At 63.4% G+C, this 12,169-nt stretch carries 13 protein-coding genes; 9 read left to right on the top strand and 4 right to left on the bottom strand.

Annotated features, from left to right (window positions below):
- Positions 1-2: 2 nt before the first annotated feature.
- On the bottom strand, positions 3-359 hold the full coding sequence (locus ACIQWO_RS25180; protein ID WP_402830035.1) for a 2Fe-2S iron-sulfur cluster-binding protein: 357 nt from the start codon (positions 357-359) through the stop codon (positions 3-5).
- Positions 360-435: 76 nt separating this feature from the next.
- On the opposite strand from ACIQWO_RS25180, the gene ACIQWO_RS25175 reads away from it, so the two are divergent.
- The 4 genes from ACIQWO_RS25175 to ACIQWO_RS25160 all read left to right on the top strand — a co-directional run bounded on the left by ACIQWO_RS25175 (position 436) and on the right by ACIQWO_RS25160 (position 2,949).
- On the top strand, positions 436-789 hold the full coding sequence (locus tag ACIQWO_RS25175) for a nucleotide pyrophosphohydrolase (RefSeq protein WP_402830033.1): 354 nt from the start codon (positions 436-438) through the stop codon (positions 787-789).
- A 222-nt stretch (positions 790-1,011) separates the two neighbouring features.
- A complete protein-coding gene (locus tag ACIQWO_RS25170) occupies positions 1,012-2,124 on the top strand; it encodes a metallophosphoesterase (RefSeq protein ID WP_402830166.1) in 1,113 nt (370 codons plus the stop codon).
- Positions 2,125-2,138: 14 nt separating this feature from the next.
- Positions 2,139-2,438 carry an acylphosphatase gene (locus ACIQWO_RS25165; protein WP_402830030.1) on the top strand — a complete coding sequence of 100 codons (300 nt, stop codon included), beginning with the start codon at positions 2,139-2,141 and terminating at the stop codon, positions 2,436-2,438.
- Positions 2,439-2,490: 52 nt separating this feature from the next.
- Entirely contained in the window at positions 2,491-2,949 is a 459-nt protein-coding gene (locus ACIQWO_RS25160) for a GNAT family N-acetyltransferase (protein ID WP_402830028.1), read from the top strand.
- Here the strand turns inward: ACIQWO_RS25160 and infA are convergent.
- Entirely contained in the window at positions 2,946-3,167 is a 222-nt protein-coding gene (gene infA / locus ACIQWO_RS25155) for a translation initiation factor IF-1 (protein WP_039393473.1), read from the bottom strand. The two genes, ACIQWO_RS25160 and infA, sit on opposite strands and share 4 nt — an antisense overlap.
- Positions 3,168-3,733: 566 nt before the next feature.
- Between infA and ACIQWO_RS25150 the strand changes: the two genes are divergently transcribed.
- Positions 3,734-4,210 carry a CBS domain-containing protein gene (locus tag ACIQWO_RS25150; RefSeq protein ID WP_402830025.1) on the top strand — a complete coding sequence of 159 codons (477 nt, stop codon included), beginning with the start codon at positions 3,734-3,736 and terminating at the stop codon, positions 4,208-4,210.
- Positions 4,211-4,362: 152 nt separating this feature from the next.
- Here ACIQWO_RS25150 and ACIQWO_RS25145 read toward each other — a convergent pair whose 3' ends face one another.
- Entirely contained in the window at positions 4,363-5,835 is a 1,473-nt protein-coding gene (locus ACIQWO_RS25145; protein WP_402830023.1) for an MFS transporter, read from the bottom strand.
- A gap of 466 nt (positions 5,836-6,301) precedes the next feature.
- Between ACIQWO_RS25145 and ACIQWO_RS25140 the strand changes: the two genes are divergently transcribed.
- Positions 6,302-6,793, top strand: a complete 492-nt coding sequence (locus ACIQWO_RS25140; RefSeq protein ID WP_402830020.1) for a glycine zipper 2TM domain-containing protein — start codon at positions 6,302-6,304, stop codon at positions 6,791-6,793.
- Between the two features lie 276 nt (positions 6,794-7,069).
- Complete coding sequence (locus tag ACIQWO_RS25135; protein WP_402830018.1) at positions 7,070-8,485, top strand: undecaprenyl-phosphate glucose phosphotransferase; 1,416 nt, start codon at positions 7,070-7,072, stop codon at positions 8,483-8,485.
- A gap of 39 nt (positions 8,486-8,524) precedes the next feature.
- Here the strand turns inward: ACIQWO_RS25135 and ACIQWO_RS25130 are convergent, their stop codons facing one another.
- The gene (locus ACIQWO_RS25130) at positions 8,525-9,340 is read right to left on the bottom strand and encodes a WecB/TagA/CpsF family glycosyltransferase (protein WP_402830015.1); all 816 of its coding nucleotides are present in this window, start codon (positions 9,338-9,340) and stop codon (positions 8,525-8,527) included.
- A gap of 138 nt (positions 9,341-9,478) precedes the next feature.
- On the opposite strand from ACIQWO_RS25130, the gene ACIQWO_RS25125 reads away from it, so the two are divergent.
- Together ACIQWO_RS25125 and ACIQWO_RS25120 are read left to right on the top strand one after the other, a co-directional pair.
- A complete protein-coding gene (locus ACIQWO_RS25125; RefSeq protein ID WP_402830012.1) occupies positions 9,479-11,188 on the top strand; it encodes an FAD-dependent oxidoreductase in 1,710 nt (569 codons plus the stop codon).
- A gap of 13 nt (positions 11,189-11,201) precedes the next feature.
- Entirely contained in the window at positions 11,202-12,134 is a 933-nt protein-coding gene (locus ACIQWO_RS25120) for an NAD-dependent epimerase/dehydratase family protein (RefSeq protein ID WP_402830009.1), read from the top strand.
- The last annotated feature ends 35 nt before the right edge of the window (positions 12,135-12,169 follow it).

The raw sequence follows: 12,169 nt of genomic DNA, 5'->3' as shown, positions 1-12,169 counted from the left end.
TATCAAAGCGCGGCACGCACGGCATCGGGCGCGTCGATCACGAGGTCGGCGCTGGCGTACGCGCAGCACGGCAGCAGCCAGCCCTGCATCTTCTCGTCGCGCGACAGACCGGGCCACTCGATCCGATACGTCACCGGCGCACTCGCCCCACCCGTCTGTGCCTGACACAAACAAGCACGACACGTTCCGTTACGACACAGGCTCGGCAGCTTGATGCCAGCAGCCTGTGCGGCGAGCAGGATCGGCGTGTCCGGTGGCGCATCGAATTGCCAGCCCGAGGGCAGGAGTGTGACGCGCGGCGGTGTCAATGCATCGCGCTCGGCGCAGGATCGAGAGATCTGGGAGGAAGAACGTTCCAAGGATGATCACACAGATGCTAAACGGCGTATCTTGCGCCAACGCGCTACCATAACCCACTTCCAAGTTCCGAATCCCATGTCCGCCGAACCCAAGGATCCCACCGCCCGGCTCATCGATACCGCCGGTCTCGCGGCCGAACTGCAAGCCTTCGCCGATGCCCGCGACTGGCATCAGTACCATTCGCCCAAGAACCTCGCGATGGCGCTGTCGGTCGAAGTGGCTGAGCTCGTCGAGATCTTCCAGTGGCATACCGAGGCGCAGGCCAACGCCGTCATGCAGTCGAGTGAGGCGCGGCACGTCGAGCAGGAACTCGCCGACATCACGATGTATCTGGTGCGTCTGACGATGGTGCTCAGCATCGACCTGAATCGCGCGGTCGCCGACAAACTTGTCCTGAACGCGCAGAAGTACCCGGCAACCAAGGCGTGACCTGGCACGGCGGAAATCGTGCCGAAGCGCTGATTTGAGCGTCCGCCTCTTGCAATCGGACGTCGCGCCCGCATAACGGCCAGGTCCGCCCCCGAATTTCGATCCGACAACGCTATGTCCCAATCCTCACAGGCTTCCCAGACGTCAGACGTGCCGCCCGGCGCGAGTCACACGCACGGCAAGCCGTCGAAGCGCACACTCCCCGCACGTCCGCGCTGGTTGATGCTCGCCATCATCGCGTTATTGCACGCGTACATCGGCTGGCGTCTGCTGACACCGTTGCCGGTGGCCATGGGCTGGAAGGTGCTGGGTGGGTTGTGGCTCGCCGTCTCGACCGTCCTGATTCCGCTCGGTCTGATGAGCCGCGCCATCCAGAAAGAACCGCTCGCCACACTGCTGACGTGGACCGGAATGACGGCCATCGGCATCTTCTCGTCGCTCTTCGTGCTGACGCTGCTGCGTGACGTGGTACTCGGCGTCGCGATGGCCTTCTCGGTACTCGACGCGCAGCTCGTCACCCGTTCGGCAGTCATCGTGCTGATACTGACGGCGGCATCGACGGTGCTGGGCTTCTACAACGCACGACGCCTCGCCCGCGTGGTCGACGTCGACGTTCCGATCGCCAACCTGCCGTCCGAGCTCAAGGGCTTCACCATCGTCCAGTTGAGCGACATTCATGTGAGTTCGACGATTCGACGCCGCTATATCGAAGCGATTGTCGAGGCGTCGAACGCGCTCAAGCCGGATCTCGTTGCCATCACCGGCGATCTGGTGGACGGCGGCGTGCCCGCGCTACGCGACCATATCGCGCCGCTCGGCCAACTGACCTCACGCCACGGCACCTACGTCTGCACGGGCAACCACGAGTACTACTCGGGCGCACCGGCGTGGGTCGCGGAATTGCGACGCATCGGTCTGACCGTCCTCGAAAACGAGCACGTGGTGCTCGACCATGAAGGGGCGTCGCTGACGGTGGCCGGCGTGACGGACTTCACCGCCCATCAATTCGATCCGGAAAAGCGCAGCGATCCGCAGGCGGCCATCGCGGGCGCACCGGAAGGCGTGCCGCGCGTGCTGCTCGCGCATCAACCGCGTAGCGCCCCCGCCGCGCAGGAAGCCGGATTCGATCTGCAACTCTCCGGACACACGCACGGCGGACAATTCTGGCCGTGGATGTACTTCGTGCCGCTGCAACAACCGTTCGTGCACGGGCTGCATCGTCTCGGGCGTCTCGCCATCTATGTGAGCCGGGGAACGGGCTATTGGGGACCGCCGAAGCGCTTCGGCGCGCCGTCGGAAATCACGCGCATTCGGCTCGTGCCGGGCAAGGTTTAACGGGATTCGATGCGATGAAGTCTCTTTCCTCCGGCAGCGCTTCGCTGGAAACCGTGGCTGTGCGTCTGCGCGGCAAGATTCTGGGCGTGGGGTACCGTCATGCGGCCGTGCGCGAGGGGCATCTGATCGGCGTTCGCGGATGGGTGCAGGCACTGCCCGAGGGCGACATTCTCGCCATGGTGCAAGGCACGCCCGATCAGGTCGACAAGATGCTCGAATGGATGCGGCGCGGACCGCCCGGCGCGCGCGTCATGGAATTCGAAAGCGAAGTGGAGTACACCGGCCGTCGTTTCGACCGGTTCGAACAACTTTGATCTGAAACCGGCGCGCAAGCGCTTGTCCGTTCCAACCCTGCCTCCGATCCCGATGCCAACGCCTACGCCCAGCACACGTCGCGCCACGCACGACGACGCACCCCGCATCGTCACGCTGCTCGCGCAGTTGGGCTACGAGACACCGCTCGACATCGTTCGTCGCAATATCGCGCTATCGAATGCCGATGGGGATGACGCAGCCTTCGTCGCCGTGGACGAGAACGCACAGATTGTGGGATGTATCGGATTGCACGCGCTCACCATGTTTCATCTGGCGGGGCGGCTGGGGCGCATTACAGCGCTGGTGGTAGAGGAGAGTGCGAGAGGCTCGGGCGTCGGGCACGCGCTGATGGCGGCTGCTCACGCTTGGTTCAACGAGCGGGGATGCGAGAAATTCGAAGTGACGAGCAGCGACCATCGGGTCGCCGCGCATCGCTTCTATGCGCGCCACGGCTATGCCCGCGATGGGCAAAGACTGGCGCGCAAAAGCCAGACGTCGTCGCTGACTTAATTCTTGTGACGGTAGTTGATGCGGCCCTTGCTCAGGTCATAGGGCGACATTTCCAGCGTCACGCGGTCACCCGCGAGAATACGGATGCGGTTCTTCTGCATGCGGCCGCTCGCATATGCCACCACTTCCACGCCGTTTTCGAGCGTAACGCGAAAGCGATTATCCGGCAGCACATCCGAAACGTGTCCGCTGAATTCGATCAGTTCTTCCTTGGCCAATATCGTGTCCTCTTGAGGGTGCCGCTCGCGAGGGGCGCAGCACCGGTGTTACTGTAAGTTCGTTCGCCAATACCGTCCCCGCACCCTGAAAACTAGCGGGGGTGCACATCGAACGCCAAAAGGAGCCTACCCGGTCGACCGGCCACGAAGGCAAACGGTGCACCGAAAGCGGCGATGGTTCGAAGGAACAAGGCACATTGCGGCAGTGCCACAAAGACGAGCAGTGCGTGTCGGGAGGGCGAAGACCGGTTCGGTCTGCGTCATCGGCACAGCGAGTGATCCGGCTCGCAGGACATGGCTGTCAGCGGCGCCGATAAAGCATTTCGCGATCGTCAGGCGATGATCGGCGAATTTTCGCCGATCCGGGAAGGATACGCCTTTCTCCGTCGCCCGTGTGGAAAATATGGCTCGCACAAGCCCATTTGAACGCTTTTGTCGCCTAATTGTGGCGCAATGCACCAATGAGGCTCGTCGGCGGCCAGGTTTCCCTCGGGGTCAACGCGGATGTGACGCGCAGCGCGCACTCAACTATGCTGTAAGTACCCGTAGCCCGCAGGAGAATGACCATGAAAACAGTCGCTCAGATCCTGAAATCCAAATCGGTCGACACGGTATATAAAGTGCGGCCGTCCGATTCGGTACTCGATGCCCTGACCCTGATGGCCGAAGCCCGCATTGGCGCGGTACTCGTCAGCGAAGACGATCGCGCCATCGTCGGCATCTTTACCGAGCGCGACTACGCCCGCAAAGTCGCGCTGATGGGACGAACCTCCGTCAACACGCCCGTGCGCGACGTGATGACCTCCGCAGTGCGCTACGTCAGCCCCGAACAGACCAACGAAGAGTGCATGTCGCTGATGACGGAACACCGTATTCGTCACTTGCCTGTCATGAAGGACGGCGAACTGGTGGGCCTACTGTCCATCGGCGACCTGGTCAAAGCCATCATCTCCGAGCAGCAGTTCACAATCGACCAGCTGGAGAGCTACATTATGGGCGGTAGCGCTGCGTTGGTTGGCAGCTCGCCATCTCGCCCGAGTTAAGGTAGACGCGCGCCAGAATTAACGCCGACAGCGTAATCAGGGGCACGGCGCTTCACGCGAAGCGCCGCTTTTTTTGTCGACGACAAAGAAAAACGCCACGCTAGCCTTTGCGCTAGCGTGGCGTTCCGTTCGTCGCGCTAAATCGTCAGCGCTCAGAAATCTTCTGCGTCGACGTCGTAGTTCGACGGCTCCCAGCGAATCGCCAGCAACGCCAGCAAACCGATGGCCGGGGCAATGGCGATAACCCAGAACACCTTGGTGGCCAGCGCCGCCGCCAGCACCGGGAACAGGAACAGCGAAACGGTCGAGCTCGCGCGCATCAACGTCTGGTTGAAGCCCACGCCGCGCAGCGACGTCGGGTAGCTCAGCGATGCGAACGTCATCGAATGCGCCCCCGGGCCGAAGCCCTGCCCCAGCAGGAACAGCGCAAGGAAACCGAGCGCCCATGCCACTTCACCGCCGCTGCTCGGCTTGCCGACGAGCGCCAGCCCCACGAGGGCCGTCAACTGGAACGCGTAACCCACGACGGTCAGCTTCCACGCACCAACCTTCGGCACGAGACGCACGCCCAGCAAACCGCCCGTGAACGCGAACAACAAATTCAGTGCGAGCGACATCAGAATCGTAGTGAGCATCGACTGCGCGAGGAAACTGGCGATGATCACCGGCAGCCCGAACGCCACTGCGTTATACGCGAACGACGAAGCCACCGCGATGATGGTCGCGAGCGTCGTACGGCGCAGGTACACGCCCTTGAGCAGCTTGCCGTAGTTGCTCCACGCGGCCGGACGCTTCTGCGCGACGCGCTCCGCATCCTTCGCCACGACGGCATCGATCCCGTACGAACGCTTGAGAATCTTCGCCGCGCCTTCGAGGTCGCCCTGATTGGCGGCCCACACCGGCGACTCGCTCATGTAGCGGCTACGTACGGCAATGATGGCCAGTGCAGGAATCGCGCCGAAGCCGAGGATGATCCGCCACAGCAGTGCACTATGCGACGCGGGCAACACCGAGTAGCACAGCAGCACCAGCAAATACGACCCGCAAATCGCCGCGTACCAGGTGGGACACCACATCGCCACCCGCGCCGCCTTGTTGCCACGTCCCTTGAGTTTCGAGAACTCGGCCAAAAACGCCATGGCGACGGGCAAGTCGATGCCGACGCCCAGCCCCATCACGAAGCGCGCACCGGCGAGCACGTACTCGTTCGGCGCCAGCGCACAGGCGATGGCGGCGATGACGAAGCACAGCATGTCGGCCATGAACACGCGGTAACGGCCGATCCGATCGGTGAAGTACCCACCGAGGAAGGCACCGACGATGGCCCCGAACGTGATGGCCGACGCCACCATGCCCGTGCCAGCGGGCGTCAGTTGAAACTCACGGGCAACGTCCTTCAACCCGAAGGCGAGCGCGCCGAGATCGTAAGCGTCGAGGAAGACGCCGCCGAGGGCAATCGCCACGATCCAGCGTGCGTTAGAGACGCGTGCGCCGCCCTCGTTGACGAGTTGCGCGACATCGGCGGCCGAACGGATAACGGCCGGGGCACCGGCACGTGCGGCGGAAGATGCCGCAGAACTCGCCTGCGCAGGCGCGGCGGAAGACAGGGAAACGTCGACTGACATGAGACTGGACCAGAGAAAGCGGAATACCAAAGGTCGCGATGTTACCGCTTGGTACTGAGTCAGCCCAAGTGTTTTCTCGTTATATGCTTAGACGATTCCCGCGTCACACGTCAAAATTCGCTCATTTAGCGCCAAAAACCAACGTGCCAATCCCAAATTTCGAGCGATTCCCACTCACGAGTTAAGCGTTCGCAGAGCATGACACCACGTCTCGCCAGATGGGAATATGATCGAGGAACACTTCGAATCGTCGCGCATGGGCTTTGACGCAGCGGCAAACCCGCTCGCTTCGCCGCGTCCGGGCGGATGCACAGTCTTTACAGTCGCTTACCTTTTCTTACAGCAAAAAGGTCCGCGGAACCCTACATTCCGCATCGTGGTCGTAACAGATGCGCACTACCGGGCACTACTGGGCAGTCACATGTCCTTACTAAACATCAATACCTCACGCTCACGAGGACGAAAAATGAAGATCAAGGCACTTACGGGAATCAGCGCGGCACTGGCCGCCGGTTGCGTGGCTCCGGGCCCGCAATATGGTTATCAGCAACAGGGATATCAGCAAGGCTACCAACAGCCGGGCTATCAACAGGGATACCAGCAGCCTCCGCAACAACAAGGTGCGCTTTACGGCACGGTGCAGTCCATCGAGCAGCTGAACGGTCCTAACAACAGCCCGAACATTCTCGGCACGGTCCTGGGTGCTGCCGCCGGCGGTCTGCTCGGCAACACGATGGGCGGCGGACGTGGACGCACCGCCACGACCATCGCCGGTGCGGCCATCGGCGGTATTGCCGGTAACCGCATCGAAAACAGCATGGGCGAGCCGAACGTGCTGTATCGCATCACCGTGCGTCTGGACGACGGCCGTGTTGCGACCGTCACGCAAGCGCCGCCGCTGCGCGTGCAGCAAGGCCAGCGCGCCGCCGTGTCGAACGATACGGTGTACCCGTACTGATCGGCCTTCGTTGCAAGCAACAACGCCCGCCGGGTTTGCGCCCGGCGGGCGTTGTTGTTTTCAGGCCCGACATTTATGGCGACGGGGGACGCCCGGGGGACGGCGGCCTCCCATAATTGACGGTCAGCGCGCATCATCACACGGTCTTCGCACGTCACACGCAAAGCGAATATGACCTGCTAAGATGCGCGCGCAATCGGTGCGACCATCGGAGGGCCCCCGCCGTTCCGGATCTTTGTCGAGTCCGTCAGTAACCGCTACCCTTCGAATTTCGTCATGTCGACTCAGACGACTTACCACCATCGGCTCTTCATGGCGATGGTCGGCGGCTTCAGCGCAGTGCTTAATGCAGGCGCCTTTTTCACCGTCCTGCGACTGAACGGACACAACCCCTATACCCCATACGGGCTGACCCTCGTCTGCACGTTGGGCGCAGCGGCGTTCATCGTCTTCGCGCGCTTTCATCTGCTCGCCAGTGCCCGCAATCTCGGATGGATGCTCGGACGCGGTGCCATGCGCTGGTGCCGCGTATTGGTCACCGCCATCGTGTTGCTGTTCCTGACGTACGAAAGCACCGAAGACGTTCGCATGATGGTGGCCCAGTGGCTGCTCCTCGCGCTGCCGTTGCAAATGATCGGGCTTGCCGTGCTGCGCGGCATGGCGCACAGCATCAACAACGCGCCCGGCAACCAGCGACGCGCCGCCTTCTTCGGCCTCGGGCCCGAAGCGCGCAAGTTGAATCTGCGTCTGCAACGCTCGCCGATCCTCGGCATTCAGGTCGCGGGCTATTACAACGAAGCGCCGATCACGCCGGACGACGGCGAAGTCCTCCCGCCCTACCTCGGCCGTTACGCCGACGCCGCCGCGCGCATTCAGGCCAACGAGTACGAGATCGTCTTCATCGCCATCGGCCAGCAGGACAACAAGGAACTCACCAGCGAGATCGTCAACCGTCTGTACGATTCGACGGCGGCCATCTATCTGCTGCCGGAGTTCAGCTTCCCCGGCGATCTGCCGATGTCGAGCACCGACATCGCAGGCGTGCCGCTGCTGGCGCTGCACGACGTCACGGTGCAGGGGCTGCTGCGCATGATCAAGCGCGGCATCGATCTGGTCGGCGCATCGCTGATTCTGTTGCTGCTCAGCCCGGTGATGGTCGCCGTAGCCATCGCGGTACGACTCGACTCACCCGGCCCGATCCTCTTCCGTCAGCGTCGCTACGGCGAACGCGGCGAGCCTATCGTCATCCACAAATTCCGTTCGATGCGTGTGCTGCAGCCTGAAGATGCCGCAGCCGCAGCCACGGGCGGACTGCGTCAGGCGCATGCAGGCGACAGTCGCATTACCTCGATCGGCAAGCATCTGCGCCGCACGTCGCTCGACGAATTGCCGCAGCTCTTCGACGTGCTCGCCGGTTCGATGAGTCTCGTGGGGCCGCGTCCGCACGCGGAAGAACATAACGAAATGTACCGGCGCGTGATTCCCGGCTACATGCTGCGTCACAGCGTTAAACCGGGGATCACGGGATGGGCGCAGATCAATGGTCTGCGCGGAGAAACCGACACACCGGACAAGATGCAGCGGCGCGTGGAATACGACCGTTACTACATCACGCACTGGTCGTTGTGGCTCGACATCAAGATTCTGCTCAAGACGATTCCCGTCATGGTGACGGGACGTAATGCTGTCTGAGGCAGTCTGATTCGAACGGGGCGCGAGGCCCGGTTCAGGTCACTCGCGTCCGAGTTCGCGCCACTGACGCCAGCAGATGCCGATGAAACGGCGGTCGTCGACGAGATAGCGACGCCACATACGGCCGGGGTTTTGCAAGATGCGATACATCCATTCCGAACCGGTGCGCTGCATCCATTTCGGCGCACGCTTTTGCATGCCAGCAGCGAATTCGATGGCGGCCCCGACGCAGAGCATCAGCCCGCCGGGCATCGTGTCGGCGTATGCCATCGCCCAGCGTTCCTGCTTCGGCATACCGAGGCAGACGAAGATGAGATCGGGTGCGAGAGCACGAACGCGCTGTGCGACGTCCTGGCCTTCGGCACCGGTCGGATCGAACGTCATCGACGGGATCAGCAGTGTGAAGTCGAGTCCGGGAAAACGTCGCGACAAGCCTTCCGTCAGTTCGGCTTCCTGTCCGGGACGTCCGCCGACGAACACAGCTTTACGGCCCGACGCACGTGCGTTGTCGCACAGCGCGGGCAGCAGGTCGGCACCGGTCACGCGCCCCGGCAGCGGTTTGCCGAACAAGCGGCTCGCCCAGATGATGGGCATGCCGTCGGCAAAGAGAAAGTCGGCTTTGCGGTATTCGCGTTTGAATTCCGGCAGCGTGTCGAGCCGCACAATGTGGTCGACGTTCGGCGTGACGACGATGCGCGAGCGGCCATCGCGAAGCATGGCGGTTTGCGTGAGCACCTCGACGGCAGTCTCGAACGGTACGGCGGCAATGTTCAGACCGAACAGTGCGACGTTAGGCTCGAAGACTTCGCGTACGGAAGATGCCGGTGCAGCTTGCAGATCGGTGTCGCGGCTCATGACGTTTCGTACCCCTGGTATCCCTGCTATTTTGACGTGCGACGTCCGCACGCATTCGAGAGCAGGCACGATAGTAGCAGCGCACTTCGCGCACGTCAGTGACACTTTTCACAACACGTCGCGTATTTTGAACACACGATGATCCTCGACGCCAACGACATTCCTGCCGGTACCGAACTGCAAGCCGACCTGTGCATCGCAGGCGCAGGCGCGGCGGGCATCACGCTCGCGCTGGCGCTCGAAGCCAGCGGTCTCGACGTGATTCTGCTTGAGAGTGGCGGCGACGCCCCCGAGCCCGCCGTGCAGCAGCTCTACACGGGCACCGTCGCGGACGCACGCCTGCACCCACCCGCCGACAGCTATCGCGTGCGCCGCTTCGGCGGCTCGACCACGCTGTGGGGTGGACGCTGCATGCCGCTCGACGCCATCGACTTCGAAGCGCGCGACTACATGCCGCACAGCGGCTGGCCCATCGGGCTCGACGCGCTGATGCCGTGGTACGGACAAGCCAACGCACTATGCGAAGCAGGCGAGTTCGCTTATACCGCCGAGCAGGCATTTCCGCGCGCCGACCATCCCTCGCCCCCGATGATCGGCAACTTCGAGAGCGACGTCTTCTCGACGAACACGTTGGAGAGGTTTAGTTGTCCGACGGACTTCGGCGCACGTTACCGCAACCGTCTCGCCAAAGGTCGCGTGCGTGTAGTGCAGCACGCCAATCTCTGCCATCTGCCTCAGACGAATAACGCAACGCGCCTCGTCGGCCCCGCGCAGGTGAAGACGCTCGACGGGAAGGCCTTCACGGTCGCGGCTCGCGCGTATGTGCTGGCGACGGGCGGGCTGGAAGTGCCACGTCTGCTCCTCAACAGTCCCGGTGTCAGCGGCAACGGACTGGGGAACGCACACGACGTGGTCGGCCGTTACTACATGAGCCACATCGCCGGGACCATCGGCACGCTCGATCTGTCGGGGGCCAGTTCCGTGTGGCACGGCTACGACGTCTCCGACGAAGGCATTTATTGCCGTCGGCGTCTCGCATTGCGCCCACAGGCACAGCACGACCTCCACGCAGGCAACTTCATCGCCCGTCTGCATCACCCGCGCATTCCGGACGCGGGGCACGGCAACGGCATTCTGTCGGCGCTTTATCTCGCACGGCCCATCGTGCCGTACGAGTATGCGAAGCGTCTGTACGGGGATGCGCCGGGTGGCGCAGGCAACTGGCTGGCGCACGCGCGCAACGTCATCACGGATGCGCCCAACACCGTGCGCTTCCTCACGCACTGGCTGACGCACCGCACGCTCGCCACGCGCAAGTTCCCATCGGTGATCGTGCGTCCGGCCAACCTGCGCTTCAGTCTCGACTTCCACGCCGAGCAGGCACCGTGCGAGGACAGTCGCGTCATGGTCGGCGACGAGCGCGATGCGCTCGGCATGCGGCGCATTCACATCGACTGGCGCTACACGCGGCAGGACGTTGAGACCGTCACGCGCTCGCTGGCCGCGCTCGCGCAGGAGATCCACCGAACCGGTGTCGGCAGCTTCGCCTACGATCCCGCCGAAGTCGAGGCCGAGATGACGCGCTACGGTGCTTACGGCGGCCATCACATCGGCACCGCCCGCATGGGCGACGATCCGCGCACGAGCGTGGTCGATGCCAATGGCCGTTTGCACGAGGCCGACAACGTGTTTATTGCGGGCGCGGCGGTCTTCCCGACCTCGGGTCAGGCCAACCCCACGCTGAGCATCGTGGCGCTCGCGCTGCGCCTCGCAGACCATTTGCAGCGGCAGGCGAATGTGACCGCCCTGCCCGTTCCCGTCACCTCGACATCCTCCACCGCCAACTGATTCCGTCCGCCCTATGAAAGCTCGCATTCTTGTTACCGGCGCGACCGGATTCATCGGCCGCCACATTGTGGACGCACTCGCCGCCAGCGATTGGGCGGAGCCTGTCGCCGCATCGCGCCGTCCGGGTTCGGGCATGCGCGTGGTCGACGCGTTGTCTGCCGCCTCGCTGGGTGAAGCGCTCGCCGACGTCGACGGTCTGGTGAACTGCGTCGCCGGATCGCCGGAAACGATCGTAGCGAATGCCCGCGCGTTGCGTCAGGCGCTGGACGCGCGCAGCACACCGCTGCCTGTCGTCTACTTCAGCTCGATGGCCGTGTACGGCGTTGCCGAGGGGCATGTCGACGAATCCGCTGCACTCGCAGGCGCGAGTCCCTACGGCATGGCGAAGGTGGAAGCCGAGCAGGCGCTGGCCGGTCTGCCGACGGTGACGATGTTGCGTCCGGGGTGTGTGTATGGCGGCGGCAGCCCGCAATGGTCCGCGCGCATCGCCGAACTGCTGCGCGCCGGACGCCTCGGCGACCTCGGTGCCGCAGGCGACGCGCACAGCAACCTCGTGCACGTGGACGACGTCGTGAAGGTCGCGCTGAACGCACTGCGCAACCCGGCGGCAGGCGGTCACGCCTACAACCTCGCCATGACCGGCTCGCCGCGTTGGAACGAGTACTTCACCGCTTACGCGATGGCGCTGGGTGCTACGCCCGTGAAGCGCATCGGCGGACGTCGTCTGAAGATCGAAACGAAGCTTGTCGCCCCGGCGCTCAAGATCGCCGAGATCGCGGGACGAAAGATCGGTGTGAAGGGATTGCCTGCGCCGTTGCCGCCGTCGCTCGCGCGTCTGTGGCAGCAGGACATCGTGCTGGACGGTAGCCGCGCGGAGAAGACGTTCGATCTGTCGTGGACGCCGTGGCGCGATGCAGTTCAGGCGGAAGCAGCACGCGACCGTTAAGACGGTCGCTACGACGCAACAGGTGCGCGGCGATG

The sequence above is a fragment of the Pandoraea sp. NPDC090278 genome (assembly GCF_044772185.1).
Taxonomy (GTDB): Bacteria; Pseudomonadota; Gammaproteobacteria; order Burkholderiales; family Burkholderiaceae; genus Pandoraea.
This window is presented reverse-complemented; position numbering and strand designations above follow the sequence as displayed.

What these genes read in the sequence shown, in the direction of transcription:
- ACIQWO_RS25175 (WP_402830033.1), top strand. Translation starts at nt 436, where the DNA reads ATGTCCGCCGAACCCAAGGATCCCACCGCCCGGCTCATCGATACCGCC.
- ACIQWO_RS25170 (WP_402830166.1), top strand. Translation starts at nt 1,012, where the DNA reads ATGCTCGCCATCATCGCGTTATTGCACGCGTACATCGGCTGGCGTCTG.
- ACIQWO_RS25165 (WP_402830030.1), top strand. Translation starts at nt 2,139, where the DNA reads ATGAAGTCTCTTTCCTCCGGCAGCGCTTCGCTGGAAACCGTGGCTGTG.
- ACIQWO_RS25160 (WP_402830028.1), top strand. Translation starts at nt 2,491, where the DNA reads ATGCCAACGCCTACGCCCAGCACACGTCGCGCCACGCACGACGACGCA.
- ACIQWO_RS25150 (WP_402830025.1), top strand. Translation starts at nt 3,734, where the DNA reads ATGAAAACAGTCGCTCAGATCCTGAAATCCAAATCGGTCGACACGGTA.
- ACIQWO_RS25145 (WP_402830023.1), bottom strand. Translation starts at nt 5,835, where the DNA reads ATGTCAGTCGACGTTTCCCTGTCTTCCGCCGCGCCTGCGCAGGCGAGT.
- ACIQWO_RS25140 (WP_402830020.1), top strand. Translation starts at nt 6,302, where the DNA reads ATGAAGATCAAGGCACTTACGGGAATCAGCGCGGCACTGGCCGCCGGT.
- ACIQWO_RS25135 (WP_402830018.1), top strand. Translation starts at nt 7,070, where the DNA reads ATGTCGACTCAGACGACTTACCACCATCGGCTCTTCATGGCGATGGTC.
- ACIQWO_RS25130 (WP_402830015.1), bottom strand. Translation starts at nt 9,340, where the DNA reads ATGAGCCGCGACACCGATCTGCAAGCTGCACCGGCATCTTCCGTACGC.
- ACIQWO_RS25125 (WP_402830012.1), top strand. Translation starts at nt 9,479, where the DNA reads ATGATCCTCGACGCCAACGACATTCCTGCCGGTACCGAACTGCAAGCC.
- ACIQWO_RS25120 (WP_402830009.1), top strand. Translation starts at nt 11,202, where the DNA reads ATGAAAGCTCGCATTCTTGTTACCGGCGCGACCGGATTCATCGGCCGC.